The organism is Streptomyces sp. NPDC001822, assembly GCF_042892135.1.
In the GTDB taxonomy this organism is placed as follows: domain Bacteria; phylum Actinomycetota; class Actinomycetes; order Streptomycetales; family Streptomycetaceae; genus Streptomyces.
On the sequence record NZ_JBIATW010000013.1, the window covers coordinates 75,115 to 90,675 of the forward strand.

The 15,561-nt window shown below is 71.7% G+C and carries 13 protein-coding genes; 10 read left to right on the forward strand and 3 right to left on the reverse strand.

Annotation, left to right across the window (positions count from 1 at the left end; genetic code table 11):
* Positions 1–21: 21 nt before the first annotated feature.
* Positions 22–552 carry a TerD family protein gene (locus ACFYY2_RS26510; RefSeq protein WP_388747287.1) on the reverse strand — a complete coding sequence of 177 codons (531 nt, stop codon included), beginning with the start codon at positions 550–552 and terminating at the stop codon, positions 22–24.
* 202 nt (positions 553–754) lie between these two features.
* On the opposite strand from ACFYY2_RS26510, the gene ACFYY2_RS26515 reads away from it, so the two are divergent.
* The 6 genes from ACFYY2_RS26515 (at position 755) to ACFYY2_RS26540 (ending at position 6,897) form a co-directional block, all read left to right on the forward strand.
* A complete protein-coding gene (locus ACFYY2_RS26515) occupies positions 755–1,360 on the forward strand; it encodes a YdbC family protein (RefSeq protein ID WP_388747291.1) in 606 nt (201 codons plus the stop codon).
* Positions 1,361–1,479: 119 nt separating this feature from the next.
* Positions 1,480–2,139, forward strand: a complete 660-nt coding sequence (locus tag ACFYY2_RS26520; RefSeq protein ID WP_388747294.1) for a histidine phosphatase family protein — start codon at positions 1,480–1,482, stop codon at positions 2,137–2,139.
* 12 nt (positions 2,140–2,151) lie between these two features.
* The gene (locus tag ACFYY2_RS26525) at positions 2,152–3,066 is read left to right on the forward strand and encodes an ADP-ribosylglycohydrolase family protein (protein ID WP_388747297.1); all 915 of its coding nucleotides are present in this window, start codon (positions 2,152–2,154) and stop codon (positions 3,064–3,066) included.
* 227 nt (positions 3,067–3,293) lie between these two features.
* Positions 3,294–5,192, forward strand: a complete 1,899-nt coding sequence (locus ACFYY2_RS26530; RefSeq protein ID WP_388747300.1) for a DUF4153 domain-containing protein — start codon at positions 3,294–3,296, stop codon at positions 5,190–5,192.
* A 303-nt stretch (positions 5,193–5,495) separates the two neighbouring features.
* Positions 5,496–6,206: a ribonuclease HII gene (locus ACFYY2_RS26535; RefSeq protein ID WP_388747303.1), complete on the forward strand. Its 711-nt coding sequence runs from the start codon at positions 5,496–5,498 to the stop codon at positions 6,204–6,206.
* Positions 6,207–6,261: 55 nt separating this feature from the next.
* On the forward strand, positions 6,262–6,897 hold the full coding sequence (locus ACFYY2_RS26540) for a hypothetical protein (protein ID WP_388747601.1): 636 nt from the start codon (positions 6,262–6,264) through the stop codon (positions 6,895–6,897).
* Between the two features lie 72 nt (positions 6,898–6,969).
* Here ACFYY2_RS26540 and ACFYY2_RS26545 read toward each other — a convergent pair whose 3' ends face one another.
* On the reverse strand, positions 6,970–7,602 hold the full coding sequence (locus ACFYY2_RS26545) for a hypothetical protein (protein ID WP_388747307.1): 633 nt from the start codon (positions 7,600–7,602) through the stop codon (positions 6,970–6,972).
* A 287-nt stretch (positions 7,603–7,889) separates the two neighbouring features.
* Positions 7,890–10,061 (reverse strand): RecQ family ATP-dependent DNA helicase, encoded by a 2,172-nt coding sequence (locus ACFYY2_RS26550; protein WP_388747310.1) that lies wholly within the window; start codon positions 10,059–10,061, stop codon positions 7,890–7,892.
* Between the two features lie 111 nt (positions 10,062–10,172).
* Here ACFYY2_RS26550 and ACFYY2_RS26555 point away from each other — a divergent pair, with 111 nt between their 5' ends.
* From ACFYY2_RS26555 to ACFYY2_RS26570, 4 genes are all read left to right on the forward strand, one after another.
* Entirely contained in the window at positions 10,173–11,600 is a 1,428-nt protein-coding gene (locus tag ACFYY2_RS26555; protein ID WP_388747314.1) for a DUF4192 domain-containing protein, read from the forward strand.
* A 144-nt stretch (positions 11,601–11,744) separates the two neighbouring features.
* On the forward strand, positions 11,745–12,509 hold the full coding sequence (locus ACFYY2_RS26560; RefSeq protein WP_388747316.1) for an NUDIX domain-containing protein: 765 nt from the start codon (positions 11,745–11,747) through the stop codon (positions 12,507–12,509).
* A 146-nt stretch (positions 12,510–12,655) separates the two neighbouring features.
* Positions 12,656–14,416, forward strand: a complete 1,761-nt coding sequence (locus tag ACFYY2_RS26565) for an ATP-binding cassette domain-containing protein (protein ID WP_388747319.1) — start codon at positions 12,656–12,658, stop codon at positions 14,414–14,416.
* A 180-nt stretch (positions 14,417–14,596) separates the two neighbouring features.
* Positions 14,597–15,457: a FadR/GntR family transcriptional regulator gene (locus ACFYY2_RS26570; RefSeq protein ID WP_388747322.1), complete on the forward strand. Its 861-nt coding sequence runs from the start codon at positions 14,597–14,599 to the stop codon at positions 15,455–15,457.
* Positions 15,458–15,561: the final 104 nt, after the last annotated feature.

Below are 15,561 nucleotides of genomic sequence, written 5' to 3' on the forward strand. Positions count from 1 at the left end.
TGCCCCCGGCCGGATGAGGGATCAGTCCGAGCGGTTCCCCATCACCGAGGCGAACGAACCGGGATCGCTGTCGAACCCGCGTACGGCCGATATGAACCCCCACGACCCCGACGCGTCACGGACGAACTCCGCCACGACCGCCGCGGTGGCGGCGGCCACCGCCGAGAAGTCGTCCTCGGCCAGACTGGTGTAACCCTCGCGGATCTGCACGGCCGTGTTCTCTATGTGGCCGAAGGTCTTGTGGCCGTCACGCTGCTGGATGGCCACGCCGACGACGACCCGGGAGTAGGCGTCCGACAGCCGGTCCAGTTCGAGGGTCATGACCTCGTCGAAGCCGTAGCCCTGGCCAGTGCGGCTGTCCCGGTTCAGCGTGATCGTGCCGTCGGGCGACCTGCTGTCGAAGTGCACGAGGTACACGGGGCTGCCGTACGGCGCTTCCGTCCCGTACGTGGCCGCGATGATGTCGAGGTCGTTGGCGGGCTCGCCGGTGTCGCTCGGGTCCCACTTGACCCGCACCTCGACCTTTTCGATGTCCTTGTTGGGGGTGCTCATCGGACGTGTCTCCTCGCGTCTGGGCCGACGGACCGCTTGCACCCTCAGATCATGTCCGTAACTGTCCGTGAATCCAACCGCGTTGGAAACGGGCGACGTATTCGCGCCAGGCCGTGGCCGGTTGCGCGCGCCGCGGCGTGCTGTCCGGCCCGGGCCGGACCGGGCGTGACCCGCGCCACGCCCGGCGCCGTAGGATGGCGCCGTGCTGGTCAAGTGGATTCGCTGCACCGTGGTCGATCGCCAGGGTTTCGAGCGCGGGCAGCGGACGTGGGCGGGGCTGCTCGGCGAGCCGGGGTTCCGCGCGCAGAGCGGCGGCTGGAGCCGCGGCCGTCCCGATGTCGCCCATGTGTTCGCGTTCTGGGAGAACCGTGTCTTCTACGACGCCTTCATGGCCCGGGAGCACGAGCGGCTCGCCGCCGCTCAGTCCGGCACCTACAAGGACATGCAGGTCAAACTGTTCGAGTACCGCTTCGACGTGAAGACCGGATTCGAGCCGCATTTCACCGACGCGGACGTGGTCAGGGTGGCTCACAGCCGGGTGTACGAGGACCGGGCCGAGCACTTCGCCCTGATGCAGCGGAAGGTGTGGAACCCCGCCGTCGCGGGTTCCCCCGGGATGCTGCGCGGCGTCTTCGGGGAGGCGCCGGGGCACGAGTTCCTGGCGCTGTCGATGTGGCAGTCGGGCTCTGAACGCGGCAAATACCGGCCGGAGGGAGCCGCCAGGCTTTCGGCGCGCGCCGAGACGGAGCGGGACGTGGAGGCTCTCGACGGGGACGTGGTCCAGCTCGAACCCTCGTGGACGGTCTGACGCCTCGAACCCTCGTGGACGGTCTGACCGCGCTCCCGCCGCGCGTCTTGTTCGTCACACATGCCCGATGGATCCCCCGCCACCGCCCGATCGTGCCGACGGGGATCTAGGGTCGTCACATGGCACGACCGCAACGCATCGTTCTCGTCCGGCACGGGGAGTCGGAGGGCAACGCCGACGACACGGTCTACGAACGCGAACCCGACCACGCGCTGAAACTCACGGCCAAGGGGCGGGGGCAGGCACGTGAGACCGGTGTACAGCTCAGGGAGATGTTCGGTGACGAGCGCGTCAGCGTGTACGTCTCCCCCTACCGGCGCACCCACGAGACGCTGAGGTGCTTCGGCCTCGACCCGGAGCACGTGCGGGTCAGGGAGGAGCCCCGGCTGCGTGAGCAGGACTGGGGCAACTGGCAGGACCGCGACGACGTCAGGCTGCAGAAGGCCTACCGGGACGCCTACGGGCACTTCTTCTACCGCTTCGCGCAGGGCGAGTCCGGAGCCGACGTCTACGACCGGGTCGACGCGTTCCTGGAGAGCCTCCACCGGAGCTTCGACGACGCCGACCACCCCCAGAACGTGCTGCTCGTCACCCACGGGCTGACCATGCGGCTCTTCTGCATGCGCTGGTTCCACTGGTCGGTCGCGGAGTTCGAGTCGCTGTCCAACCCGGGCAACGGCGAGTCCCGGACCCTGCTCCTCGGCGAGGACGGCCGCTACGCACTCGACCGGCCCTTCGAACAGTGGCGTACCCCCGAGCCGTACGGCATCACCGGATAGAGTGGCGTCGCGATGACCGCTGACTCCGTTTCCGACGGGCGCTTCGAACGCGCCCTGGCCAGCCTGCGTGGACTGTCCGTGGGAGATGCCCTCGGCTCCCAGTTCTTCGTCCCGGCCAACTACCCGCTGCTCAAGAACCGGACCTTGCCGCCCGACGGGTGGCAGTGGACCGACGACACCGAGATGGCCTCCTCCGTGTTCGCGGTACTGGCCGCGCACGGGCGGGTCGACCAGGACGCGCTCGCGGAGTCGTTCGCCGCGCACCACGACTTCGACCGGGGCTACGGACCCGCGGTCAACAGGTTGCTCAGGCTCGTGAGGGAGGGGGGCGACTGGCGCGAGCTCGCCTCGGCGCTCTTCAACGGCCAGGGCTCCTGGGGGAACGGTTCGGCGATGCGGATCGCGCCGCTCGGTGCCTGGTACGCGGACGATCCGGAGCAGGCCACCCATCAGGCCGAGATCTCGTCCTACACCACCCACCAGCACCGCGAAGCAGTCGTGGGCGCGATGGCCGTCGCGGCAGCGACCGCCCTGGCCGCCGCACCCGGGGGCCCGCCGACGCCCGAGGCCCTGCTCGACGGCGTCGTCGCACTGGTGCCGCGCAGCGCGGTGGGGGCGGGGCTCCGCAGGGCGCGCGACATGCTCGACTACCGGGACGCGGGGACGGTCGCGGCGGTGCTGGGCAACGGCCGCCGGACCAGCGCCCACGACACCGTGCCCTTCGCCCTCTGGTCGGCGGCGCGGAGTCTCGGCGACTTCGAGGAAGCCTTCTGGGTGACGGCGCAGGCTGGCGGTGACGTGGACACCACCTGTGCCATCGTCGGTGGGATCGTCGCCTCCAACCCGGCGGGGACCCCTCCGGCCGGCTGGCTGGCCCGCACGGAGGAACTGCCCGGCTGGGTGCCCCTCGCACCCGTACGCGGCTGACGGTCCGCCCTCCCGATCGCCCGCCGGGCCTCCCGCGATGCCCGGAGCGCCGTCGCGTGTCACGGTCCTGCCACAGCGAAGTCCCGGCCCGTCCCGACGACCCGCGCGGCCCTTACTCTTTCGGCCACGCCGTCCCCCATTGATCTTGGGGACGTGCGCCTAGAGACGCCGGGGCCGACGCGCCGCAACGTGGCCGCGCGAGCGGACCCCGGTGGGGGAGGGGTCCCATGTCCGATCAGCCGTCCGATCAGCCTTCCGAGGCATCCCGCCGGCCCGGCGCGTCACCGGAGTCCGACGACGCGCGCCCATCCGCATCCGCGGCCACGCACGGTTCCGGCCCGGGACCGGCGGGCGAAGGGACTCCCGCCGGCACAGGGGGCGAAGACGCTCCGGCGGATCCTGGCACGGCGAAGCCTGCCGTGGCAGCGTCCGCAGAGGGGGTCTCCGCGTCGGTGCCGCCTCAGGGCACCGTCCCCGTCGCGGGCGGATCCGAAGACGCGGCTTCCGGGGCCGCACCGCCCCGGAGCACCGGCCCGTACATACCGAAGGTCCCCGCGTACCTTCATGCGCCGGCCACCACGGACGTCTGGCAGGGCCCGGGCCGGCACCCGTCGCCCGGTCCGATGTCCCAGCTCATGCCGGAACCCCCGCAGCCGATCCGGGCGGCGACACTGTGGTCCGTCCTCGCCACGGGGCTCCTGAGTGCCCTGCTGCTCGGCGACGGCGTCGGGCTGAACCTGCTGATCGTGGCGGTGCCGGCGGCCCTGGCCGCGTACTTCGCCGCGCGGACCGCGGGAAGGAGGCTGCGGCCATGGACCGCCGTCTGGGCGGTCGGCGGGCTCGCGCTCCTGGCGATACCGGCCCTCCGCGACGCGGGATGGCCGGTGTTCCTGGCCGTGGTGTCGGCCCTCGCGCTCGGCTCGCTCGCTCTGCACGGCAGCCGCAGCTGGCCGGGGGTGCTGCTCGGTTCGCTCGGGCTGGTACCCGCCGTCGCGAGCGGCGTGCGCTGGGGCTGGCGCGGGGTGCGCGACCGTGCAGACGACTCGCGTGGCCGGGTGCGCACGGCGGTGCGAAGCACCGTGGTGGCCGTCGTCCTCCTCCTCGTGTTCGGCGCGCTCTTCGCTTCCGCGGACGCCGCCTTCGCCGATCTGCTGGGCGAGCTCACCCCGGACATCACCATCGGGGACAGCCCCTGGCGCGTCTTCCTGTTCGTGCTGGGCCTCGCAGGCGCCCTTGCGGCCGCGTACAGCGCAGCCGCACCGGTGCGCTGGGACCGCACGACCTTCCGGCCGGGCAAGGCCAGGAACAGAGTGGAATGGGCGCTTCCGCTGATTCTGCTCGACCTGCTGTTCGCGGCCTTCATCACGCTCCAGCTCGTCGTCCTTCTCGGCGGCTACGACAAGGTGGCGGAGAAGACGGGGCTGCTGCCCGCCGAGTACGCCCGTCAGGGATTCTGGCAGCTCCTCTGGGCCACCGTGCTGACGCTGATCGTCATCGCCCTGGCCCTGCGCTGGGCGCCGCGAGGGGGTCCGCGCGACCGCACGCTGGTCCGGAGCGTCTTGGGCGTCCTGTGCGCGCTCACACTCGTCGTCGTGGCGTCCGCGCTGCGCCGCATGGACCTCTACGTCGATGCCTTCGGGCTGACCCGGCTGCGCATCTCCGTTGCCGCCGTGGAGCTCTGGCTCGGAGTGGTGCTGCTCCTCATCATCGCCGCGGGGGTCTTCGGGGCCCGGCTCCTTCCGCGCGCCGTCGCGGTGAGTGCCGCCGTCGGCGTACTCGCCTTCGGCCTGCTCTCGCCCGACGGGCTGATCGCCGAGCAGAACGTCGAACGGTACGGGAACCACAAGTCGATCGACATCCAGTACCTCAAGGGGCTTTCGGCCGACGCCGTACCCGCTCTGGACACCCTCCCGGAGCCGCTGCGGTCCTGCGCGCTGGAGTTCTTCCGCCGCGACTTCGCCGGACCCGGGGCATCGTGGTACGCCACCAGCTGGGGCGAGGCCAGGGCCCGGGACATCCTCGAGAAGCACCCCGTGAAGGACGGCGGCATCCAGTGTGCCGGCGCCGGAAGGGACGCCGACGAGCGTGACGGCTACGACGAGGAGTACTCCTACGATCCGTACTGAGTGACCTCGGGCGTTCCCCCGCCCGGAGTCCGCCTCCGCTCCGCGTCCGTCCCCGGGTGGGTGCCGAGCGGGGGGGACGGCCTCACCTGCGCTGAACCACGTCCGGGCCGCCGCTCTCCCACACCGCTCCCGAACAGATCCGTCGGATTCCCGAAGCGCGCGCACGGCAACGGTCCGCGGGCGGGTGCGGCACCGCGCGGTGCCGACCCGCCCGCGCTCGGCGGCGGGTGGGTGCGGGCCGCCCGGCCGCACGGTGCCCCGGGGTGTTCTTGCTCCGCGTATCGGCGTACCCTTGCAGGCGCCATGCCGTACGAACCACCCACGCACACCGTCGAGCGCTCATTGCGCGCTACCTCCGGTGCCAGGATTGTCGCCGGAGTCGACGAGGTCGGACGCGGAGCGTGGGCCGGCCCCGTCACTGTGTGCGCGGCCGTCACCGGTCTCCGCAGGCCCCCGGAAGGCCTCACCGACTCCAAACTGCTCACGCCCAAGCGCCGGGCGGAACTCGCCCCGCTGCTCGAGAGCTGGGTCACGGCCTACGGGCTGGGGCACGCCTCACCGCTGGAGATCGACGACCTCGGCATGACCGCGGCGCTCCGTCTGGCCGCTGTCAGGGCACTGGACGCGCTGCCCGTGCGGCCGGACGCCGTGATCCTCGACGGAAAACATGACTACCTCGGGCATCCCTGGAAGGTCCGCACGGTGATCAAGGGCGACCAGTCCTGCATCGCCGTCGCCGCGGCCTCGGTGATAGCCAAGGTCAGGCGGGACACGATGATGGCCCAACTGGGCGCGGACGCAGGTCTGTACGCGGACTTCGCCTTCGACGCGAACGCGGGTTACCCGTCGCCCGTGCACCGGGCCGCACTCGAGGAGCTGGGGCCCACGCCCCACCACCGCCTCAGTTGGTCCTACCTCGACGCCCTTCCCAGGTGGCAGCACCTGAAGAAGGTACGGTTCTCCGCCGAGGCGGCCGCACTCGAAAGCGGGGGCCAGCTCGGCTTCGACTTCTGACCGCGCGAGCGCGTTTACCCGTCGACGCCCGTCGCGTCGGCTGTGACAGACAACCATTCATTTTCCCGAGGAGCCTCAGATTCCCGAGAGCGCCCAGAGTCCCCGCGTCGCATCGGCCGCAGGCCGCGTCGCGCCGACCCCCCGCCCCGTACCCGGTCCGCGTTCAGCGGCCACGCCCCGTCCCGGAAGCCCGGGCCGCGGCCCCGCGCGCCCCGCGCCGCCGGCGCCGCGCCCGCATCCCGCACCCGCTGCGGCGTCCACCGTCGCTCCTGCTGCGCAGGCGCGGCCGGAAGACCGTGCCGCGGCCCAGTTCCAGCTGATCCCCGCCCCGGCGGGCGGCGCGGTCGACGCCGCCGACGAGGCCGTCGACCTGCTGCTCGACTCCGGTCGGGCGCCTGGCGACATCCTGGTCCTCACCACCGGGGACCAGCACCCCTGGGCCGCGCACGAACTCTCCTTCGGAGAGGCCGCGTACTGGGCCCAGCACGACGCCGGTGACGACGTGTTCTTCGCCGGCACCGCGAACGCGGGCCGCTACGCACCTCGTTCGGTGATCGTCGTCGCTGTCAACGGTGACCTCGACGATGCCTCGGTCCGTGCCCTGTCCGACGCGCGGGAGCGCGCCGGTGTGCTGCTGATCGTGTGCGGGGACCCGAAGAGCGTCAACGCCGCTCTGGGAGCCGGCGTCTGACCCGTCGCAACGTGGGTCGTGGGTCGTGGGTCCCGTCCGTCCGTCAAGGACGCTCGGGGCCCACATCCCGTTTCACCGGGCGGCGCTGCGCCGCAGTGCCTCCGCCGCCCCGCCGCCCGTGCGCAGGGGAACCGGATCGGGTTCGGCCGAGACGTCCGCGAGTGCCGACGGCTTGGACAGTGACGTCGGACTGCGCCCGCCCCGGCCTTCACCCAGGACCTGCCAGCCTCCGTGCGTCAGGGTGATGTAGGCCCCGCAGCGCAGACCGTGCAGGGTGCAGGCGTCCCGAAGCCCCCACATCCATGCCCCGTCCTCCTCCGTCCACCGCTCGTCACCTTCCCGGCAGTAGAGCAGGACGGCGGTGCGCACGGGCGTACGGCGGCGCAGATCGTGCGGGATCACCCGCCGCAGGTGGGACAGCAACGCGTTGCGGAACTCCCAGCCGTCCGCAGCCGTGGTGGTCCGCCGGACGAACGACGCGCTGGCCGTGAGCCGTTCCTCGTGGTCGAGCACCGCGACGACCGCGGTGGCCGGGGTCGGACGGTGCCGTGCGTGGAGGCCGCTGACGACCTCGCGTGGACTACGCAGCAGCGGTATGCCGGCCGAAGCCCACTCGGCCGGTTCGAGCATTCTGGCGACGTGGTTGACGGAGCCGGCGGACGCCGACAGTGAAGTGGCTGCGGACGGAGCGAATCCGAAGGTCACGGTCCTCCCTTCGCTACGCGCCCACGATGCGGGCAGGGTCGAGTGGGGGCGCGCCGCGGCACAGCCCTTCCGGGCCCGCGAAAAGACCGTGCGGGGAGCGACTCCAATTCTTCCTGTCGTATCGGCAGGCGGCAACGAGCAATTGACTCGGCTGACGGGTATCGGTCGGAATGACACAGATATCCCTGCCCGCTCGGCGGTGGATCAAGCCATCGGACGGACGTGGACGACGGGTACGCCGGGATCCCCGCTCCGGCGTCCGCCTCGGTGGCGTACGACGGCGAACGTCAGCCCTGTACGGCGAGGACCAGCGGGAACACCCCCTCAGCCCCCGCCCGGCGGAGCAGCCGCCCGGCCACGGCCAGGGTCCACCCGGTGTCGGAGAGATCGTCGACGAGCAGGACGGGGCCGCCCGCTGACGCGAGGGCCTCCGCCAGCGCGGGCTCCACCACGAGAGCCTCGTGCAGCGCCTTCACCCGCTGGGCGCTGTTGGTCTGGGAGATCCGCAGGTCTTCGCCGCCCGGCGCGTAGGTGACGGTACCCAGCAGCGGCATACGGCCGACCTCGGCGATACGGCTGCCGAGTGACCCGACGAGCTGCGGCCTCCGGCGGGAGGCGACGGTCACGACGCCGACCGGCCGCGGGGCGGCGTCCGGTGCCCCCGAAGCCCAGCCACCCGGCCCCTTCGCCCAGTCGGTGATCACCGTGACGACAGCGGCCGCCACGTCGTCGGGGACCGGGGCGTCCGGCGCCTGCGCCGCGAGCATCGGACGGAGCCTGTTGCCCCAGCCGATGTCCGAAAGCCGGCCGAGCGCCCGTCCCGGCAGGGTCATCTCGCCCGCTGGAATACGGCCTTTGAGGTCGACTCCCACCGCGGAGAGACCCGTCGGCCACATCTTGCGCGGGTCCACCTCCACACCGGGCCTGCCGAGTTCGCCGCGCGCACCGTCCAGGGCCGCGGTGGAGACCTTGTCGTCGAATCGGGCTCCCGCACAGTTGTCGCACCGTCCGCACGCGGTGGCCTCCTCGTCGTCCAGCTGGCGTCGCAGGAACTCCATGCGGCATCCGGTCGATGAGGCGTAGTCACGCATGGCCTGCTGTTCGGCAGACCGCTGCCGCGCGACCCAGGCGTACCGCTCGGAGTCGTAGGTCCACGACTCGCCGGTGGAGATCCAGCCGCCCTTGACCCGCTTCACCGCGCCGTCGACGTCCAGGACCTTGAGCATTGTCTCCAGGCGGGTGCGCCTCAGGTCGACGAGGGGTTCCATGGCGGGCAGAGACAGCGGCCGGCCCGCATGGGCGAGGACGTCCAGGGTCCGGCGGACCTGCTCCTCGGGAGGGAACGCGACGGAGGCGAAGTACTGCCAGATCGCTTCGTCCTCCTTGCCGGGGAGCAGCAGGACCTCGGCGTGCTCCACGCCACGTCCCGCACGTCCCACCTGCTGGTAGTAGGCGATGGGGGAGGAGGGCGACCCGACGTGCACGACGAATCCCAGGTCGGGTTTGTCGAAGCCCATACCGAGCGCGGAGGTGGCGACCAGTGCCTTGACCCGGTTGGCCAGCAGATCGTCCTCGGCCTGCTGCCGGTCGGCGTTCTCGGTCCTGCCGGTGTATGAGGTGACCGGGTGTCCGCACTGGCGGAGGTAGGCGGTGATCTCCTCGGCGGCTGCGACGGTCAGGGTGTAGATGATGCCGGAGCCCGGCAGCTCTCCGAGGTGGTCTCCCAGCCAGGCCAGACGGTGTGCGGCGTTGGGCAGTTCGAGCACGCCGAGACTGAGGCTCTCCCTGTCCAGCGGACCGCGAAGCACCAGCGCGTCCGTGCCCGCGCCTGTCCCGAGCTGCTCGGCGACGTCCGCGGTCACGCGCGCGTTGGCGGTGGCCGTCGTGGCGAGCACGGGAACCCCCGCGGGCAGATCGGCGAGCATGGTCCGCAGCCGGCGGTAGTCGGGCCGGAAGTCGTGGCCCCAGTCGGAGATGCAGTGCGCTTCGTCGACGACCAGCAGGCCGGTGGCGGCGGCAAGCTGCGGCAGCACCTGGTCCCGGAAGTCCGGGTTGTTGAGCCGCTCGGGGCTGACCAGCAGCACGTCCACCTCGCCCGCCGCCACCTCGGCCTGGACCGTGTCCCACTCCTCGGTGTTCGACGAGTTGATCGTGCGGGCGCTGATGCCGGCCCTGGCCGCCGCCGCCACCTGGTTGCGCATGAGGGCGAGCAGGGGAGAGACGATCACCGTCGGCCCGCTGCCCTGCGCGCGCAGCAGCGACGTCGCGACGAAGTAGACCGCGGACTTGCCCCATCCCGTCCGCTGGACGACCAGGGCTCTGCGCTTGTCGGCGACGAGGGCCTCGATCGCACGCCATTGGTCCTCGCGCAGTCGCGCGGTGCCGGTCGCGTCCCCGACCAGGCGGGCGAGTACGGAATCGGCCGAGGCCCTGAGATCTGCGCGGTCTGCGTTGGTCATGCCCCCATGCAACCCGATGCCTACGACAATGCGCGAACGCTGGTGCGACCCCTGTGGATAAAGTTATCCACAGGGGTCGCGGAAATCGGTGCCGCACGGGACGGTCGTGGCATGAACAAGAGCCACGAATCCACCGGTCCGTCCGACGCGCAGGAGATCACCCTGCGCAGTCCCGCGGAACTCGCCGACGCCCTTCCGTACCTGATGGGATTCCATCCGAACGACAGCGTGGTCATGGTGGCCCTGCACGGCGGCCGGGGCCGCTTCGGAGGCCGGCTTCGGCTGGGCATCCCGCACGATGCCCGGGAGTGGACGCCGGTAGCCGCCCAGCTCGCGCAGAGCCTGATCGTGGGAAGTGAGAAGCGGGACTCCCGTCCGGACGCCATCGTCGTCTTCCTCTGTCAGGACCCGGCCGAGGGGGAGACCGCTCCCGAGACCATGGAGCGGCTCAGGCCGCTGGCGCAGAGCCTGCGCACGGCCTGCGGCGCGCTCGACGTTCCCGTGCTCGAGGCGCTGTGCATCTCGGACGGACGCTACTGGTCCTACTGCTGTCCGGACGGCCGCTGCTGCCCCGCCGAAGGCAATCCGCTGGCGCTTCCGGGTACCACGGTCATGGCGGCGGCAGCGGCCTACGCGGGTATCCAGGTCCGTGGATCGCTGCGGGACATGGAGTCCGGGCTCACGCCGTGGCGGACTCCGGCGGCGGCGGAGCAGGAGAGCGCGCTGGACTCGGCGGGGGCCGTGATGGTGGCCCGGATCCTTGATGCCGACGGGCGGGGTGAGGTGGCCCGAGAGACCCTGGCGCTCGCGCGCCGGCTCATGGACCGCCTGCGCCGTGCGCCGGCCGTGAGTCCCGGAAGCGCGGACGCAAGGGACGACTGTCTGATCGGGCCGGACGAAGCGGCGGCGCTCATCCTCGGTCTGCAGGACCGCGAGACGAGGGACAGGGCGGCCGAGTGGATGGAGGGCGACGACGCCGAGAGCGCGCTGCGGCTGTGGAGGGCGCTCGCGCGTAGGTGTGTCGGCCCGTACGTGGAGCACTCCGCCGCTCCGCTCGCGCTGGCGGGCTGGGTCTCCTGGTCCACGGGTGACGAAGCGGCCGCCAGGGTGGCCCTCGGGCTCGCACTTCGGGCGGACCCCGACTACACCTTCGCGCAGTTGCTGCATCAGGCGTGCAACCAGGGCCTGGACCCGGAGACGCTCCGCCGGTGTCTGCGCGGTGAGCGGGACCTGCGACAGGGGCGCGTCGCGGAGAGCACCCCGGCCGAGGATGCCACGCGACCTCCTGGGCCCCGGCCGGGCCGCGGGTGCCGGAGTGTTCCGGGTCCGGAGCAGGGACAGAAGCCCCCGGGCGGCCCCACTCCTGCTCGGGGGCGCCGTCCCGTATGTGCCCCCGCCCGGAAACAGGGGAGGACGCGGGCGACCGGGCGGCCGCTGGGTGCCGGCCACCGGCCCAATGTGCCGGGAGCCCGGCGCCCGGTCCGTGACGTGGGGAGGGGCGGTCGGTTCGGCGCCGAGACCACCAGGGACGGCGGCTGAGGTGCCGCCGCGGGCGAGGGCGGTGGCCTGCCGCACCACACGTGTGCCGACCCGGGCGGGGGAAGGCCACGGCACCCGCATCGGGCAACGAACCAACATCGCGAAGGGAGTGTTTATCGTCAGGGAGACGACTATGATTTCGGTATGCCGCCCTACGACCCGTCGACGTTCCCGCCCTTCGCCGTCACCGTCGATCTGGTTGTCCTCACGGTGCGCCGGCACGCTTTGTGCGCCCTGGTGGTCCGCCGCGGCGAATCGCCCTTCCAGGGCAGGTGGGCCCTGCCGGGCGGATTCGTCCGCACCGACGAGGATCTCGCCGCGGCGGCCGCGCGTGAGCTCGTCGAGGAGACGGGGCTCTGCGCCCACGATCCGGCAGCACCCGCCGTCGGTAACGGCGCCCACCTCGAGCAGCTCGCGACCTACGGAGATCCGGGGCGAGACCCCCGGATGCGGGTCGTCAGCGTCGCTCACCTCGCCCTCGCGCCGGATCTGCCCGCTCCACGTGCGGGAGGTGACGCGAACAGCGCGCGCTGGGCGCCCGTGGGTGACCTGCTCGGCCCCGAAAGCGGATTCGGTGACGACGACGAGCAGTCCGCGCCACTGGCGTTCGATCATGCGAGGATCCTCGGGGACGGCGTGGAGCGAGCCCGCTCCAAGATCGAATATTCGTCGCTGGCCACTGCGTTCTGCCCGCCCGAGTTCACGGTGGGGGAGCTGCGAAGGGTGTACGAGGCCGTGTGGGGTGTGGTTCTGGACCCCCGCAACTTTCATCGCAAGGTCACCGGCACGCCCGGCTTCCTGGTTCCGTCCGGAGGGACGACGACGCGTCAGGGTGGACGCCCCGCACAACTGTTCCGCTCGGGCGCGGCCACGGTGCTCAACCCTCCGATGCTGAGGCCGGAGGTCTGACGGCACCCAGTCCCGGCGCGGTCGCCGAACGGGCTGCACGGAACGCGCACAGAGGCATCGGTGCACAAAAAGTCTGAAATGTCGCGTTATCTTGCTGGGGTACCCCACCCTGCCGCCGAGCGGTCTCACCCTCAGCGAGAGAAGCGATGCTCCAGGCCATCGGACTCACCAGTGCCCCCCGCCGTGACAATCCCCCCGTCGTGGACGACCTGACCTTCGAAGCCCCGCCCGGCCGTGTCACCGCCTTGCTCGGTGCTCCCGGAGCCGGCAAGTCCACCGCCCTGCGACTGATGCTCGAACTCCAAGCGGGGCGGGGCGTCACCTACTTCAGAGGCCGGCCGCTGCATCGCATCGGTCATCCCGCCCGAGAGGTCGGGGTGCTGCTCGGAGACGTGCCGGGCCACCCGGTGCGCACGGCACGCGGGCAACTCCGCATGCTCTGTGCCGCCGCCGGAGTTCCTGCCTCGCGCGCCGACGAACTGCTCGAGGTCGTCGGGCTCGCCGGCCTGGGCGACCAGCGCATCGGCACACTGTCGGCCGGCATGGACCGTCGGCTCGGCCTTGCCTCGGCGCTGCTCGGCGACCCGCACACCCTTGTGCTCGACGAGCCGTCCAAGGGGCTCTCGCCGCGCGAAAGGAGCTGGCTCCACGGGCTGCTGCGCGCGCACGCGGCCGAAGGGGGCACGGTCCTGCACACGACGAGTGATCCCAAGGAGGCCGCCCGCGCCGCCGATCACGTGGTCACCATCGACGACGGCCGGCTTGTCGCGGATCAGGACGTCGCGGATTTCTCCCGCACCCGCCTCCGTCCGCGCGTCGCCGTACGGACGCCGCACGCGGCCCGGCTGGCAGCGGCTATGAACCGGGAGGCCCGGGTCTCCCGGCGGTCGGTCGAGGTCGTCGCCGAGGGGGGCAGCCGACTGTCCGTGTACGGCAGCAGCTGCGCCGAGGTCGGTGACGCGGCGTACCGGCACGGCGTCCCCGTACACCAACTCTCCGACGAGACCGGTGACGCGGGCCCCGTCACAGTTCCTGGACGGGCGCTGCCCGGGGCCGCGACGAGGGCCGTTCCCCCGGGGCCTGCCTCGGCGGTGGCGATCTCGGAGCTGCCTCCTCCGATCCCGGTGAGGCCGGCACGCGGCCCGTTGCGGCCCCTGCGCTACGAACTGCGGCGTCTCTTCGGCGTCAGGACCACCGTCATGATCATGGCGGCTGCGCTCGTGGTCTCGGCGGGGCTCTCCGTAGTGCTGGCCCGGTCCGGGAGGACGCCCCTGTCCGATCTGCTGGTCGCGTGGCCGCCCTTGCTTCCCCTTCCCCCGGCCGCTTTCGCCGCAGGACTGCTGGGAGCGCTGTCGTTCGGTGACGAGTTTCGCTATCCGGCGCTCGCTGCGGGGCGGGGGACTGTGCCGCGTCGTCTCGGCCTCCTGCTTGCCAAGCTGGCGGTCTCCGCGGGGGTGGCCCTCCTGCTCGCTCTGCTGGCGGTAGTGGGCAACGCGGAAGTCCTGCGACTCGTCTACGGCGGCGACTTGGTGTCCGTTCCCGCCAATGCGCCGCGCATGGCAGCAAGTTGGGCGGGGCTTTCGATCGGCTGCGCCTGGGCCGGCCTGCTGGCCGCCGGTGTCTTCAGGCTCGCGGGGGCGGGGGTCGCCGCCGTGCTGGCGGTTCCGGTCCTTGTCGTGCCACTGGTGCAGAAGCTCCTCGCGGGTCCGTCCGCGCGTTCGATCACGGGACTTCCGGGCCGCTTGCGCGAACTGGCCTGGCTGCAGTGGCCGTACGAAGTGGATCGCTGGGCCATGGCGGCTGTGAGGGTCGTCGCGCAACCTGTGGGACTGGCGCTCACGCTCTCGTTGGCGGCTCTGATCTGCGCGTATGCGTTCACCGGGCTACGCGGGAAGGCTCGTTGGTGATCACCGTGCGGCCGCCGGCGACCCCTCATTCGCAACTCCCCTGAAAACGCTCGATTTCTACCGATAACGCGTCAATTGAGAGGTGGGCGCCGATCACCCTTTCGTGTGCTTTTCAGCAAAGACCTCAAGGGGTGGCTGAGCCGCGCCGAAAAAGGATGCGTGAGTACCCTTGCGCATACCATGATGACCGCCGCCCGCTCCGCCGACTCCGGCCTGGCCGGCCCGGGCGAGATCGACCGCTACCCGTACACCGAGGCGCCGCCCGGCGAACGTGCCGCGCTGCGCTCCTGGGGCGGCACCGATTCCGAACTGGGGCGGGTGGGCCGACGCGGTGCGGCCAGCCGGGGCCGCGGGCTTCACGGTCAACTGGTCCAGCAGCTCGGCCAGATGATCGTCTCGGGTGACCTCGGCGCCGACAGGCCCCTGGTCCCGGAGGAGATCGGGCAGCGTTTCGAGGTCTCCCGCACCGTTGTCAGGGAATCCCTGCGCGTGCTCGAGGCCAAGGGGCTGGTGAGCGCGCGGCCCAACGTGGGCACGCGGGTCAGGCCGGTGAGTGACTGGAATCTGCTGGATCCGGACATCATCGAATGGCGTGCGTTCGGGCCGCAGCGCGAAGACCAGCGCCGCGAACTGGACGACCTCCGGTGGACCATCGAGCCACTCGCCGCCAGGCTGGCGGCCGGCCACGGCCGCGAAGACATTCAGCAGCGCCTCGGCGACATGATCGAGATCATGGGGCACGCGATGGGGCAGGGGGACGCCATCACCTTCTCCCGGGCGGACGCGGAGTTCCACTCCCTGCTGATCCAGGCGGCAGGGAACCGCATGCTCGAACACCTTTCCGGCATCGTGTCGGCGGCGCTGCACGTGTCCGGCGGACCGGTCACGGGTTGCGACAGGCCGGCGGAGTCGTCGCTCGGTCATCACGCGCGCATCGCCGAGGCTCTGGCGTCGGGTGACGGTGTCGGCGCCGAGACCGCGATGCGACAGCTGCTGGTCGGGCACCAGGAGCGCGTCGTCCCCGCGCCGCGCGAGCACTGAACCGCCCGGACCGGGGTATGGGGTCCCTGTGCCGCCGAGCCGGTGCGGCTCGGCGGAGCAGTTATGCGGAGATATGACCTCTGGGTCGGTTTGTCGCGAATGAG

What these genes read in the sequence shown, in the direction of transcription:
- ACFYY2_RS26530 (WP_388747300.1), top strand. Translation starts at nt 3,294, where the DNA reads ATGTCCGATCAGCCGTCCGATCAGCCTTCCGAGGCATCCCGCCGGCCC.
- ACFYY2_RS26535 (WP_388747303.1), top strand. Translation starts at nt 5,496, where the DNA reads ATGCCGTACGAACCACCCACGCACACCGTCGAGCGCTCATTGCGCGCT.
- ACFYY2_RS26510 (WP_388747287.1), bottom strand. Translation starts at nt 552, where the DNA reads ATGAGCACCCCCAACAAGGACATCGAAAAGGTCGAGGTGCGGGTCAAG.
- ACFYY2_RS26525 (WP_388747297.1), top strand. Translation starts at nt 2,152, where the DNA reads ATGACCGCTGACTCCGTTTCCGACGGGCGCTTCGAACGCGCCCTGGCC.
- ACFYY2_RS26555 (WP_388747314.1), top strand. Translation starts at nt 10,173, where the DNA reads ATGAACAAGAGCCACGAATCCACCGGTCCGTCCGACGCGCAGGAGATC.
- ACFYY2_RS26550 (WP_388747310.1), bottom strand. Translation starts at nt 10,061, where the DNA reads ATGACCAACGCAGACCGCGCAGATCTCAGGGCCTCGGCCGATTCCGTA.
- ACFYY2_RS26560 (WP_388747316.1), top strand. Translation starts at nt 11,745, where the DNA reads ATGCCGCCCTACGACCCGTCGACGTTCCCGCCCTTCGCCGTCACCGTC.
- ACFYY2_RS26565 (WP_388747319.1), top strand. Translation starts at nt 12,656, where the DNA reads ATGCTCCAGGCCATCGGACTCACCAGTGCCCCCCGCCGTGACAATCCC.
- ACFYY2_RS26570 (WP_388747322.1), top strand. Translation starts at nt 14,597, where the DNA reads ATGATGACCGCCGCCCGCTCCGCCGACTCCGGCCTGGCCGGCCCGGGC.
- ACFYY2_RS26520 (WP_388747294.1), top strand. Translation starts at nt 1,480, where the DNA reads ATGGCACGACCGCAACGCATCGTTCTCGTCCGGCACGGGGAGTCGGAG.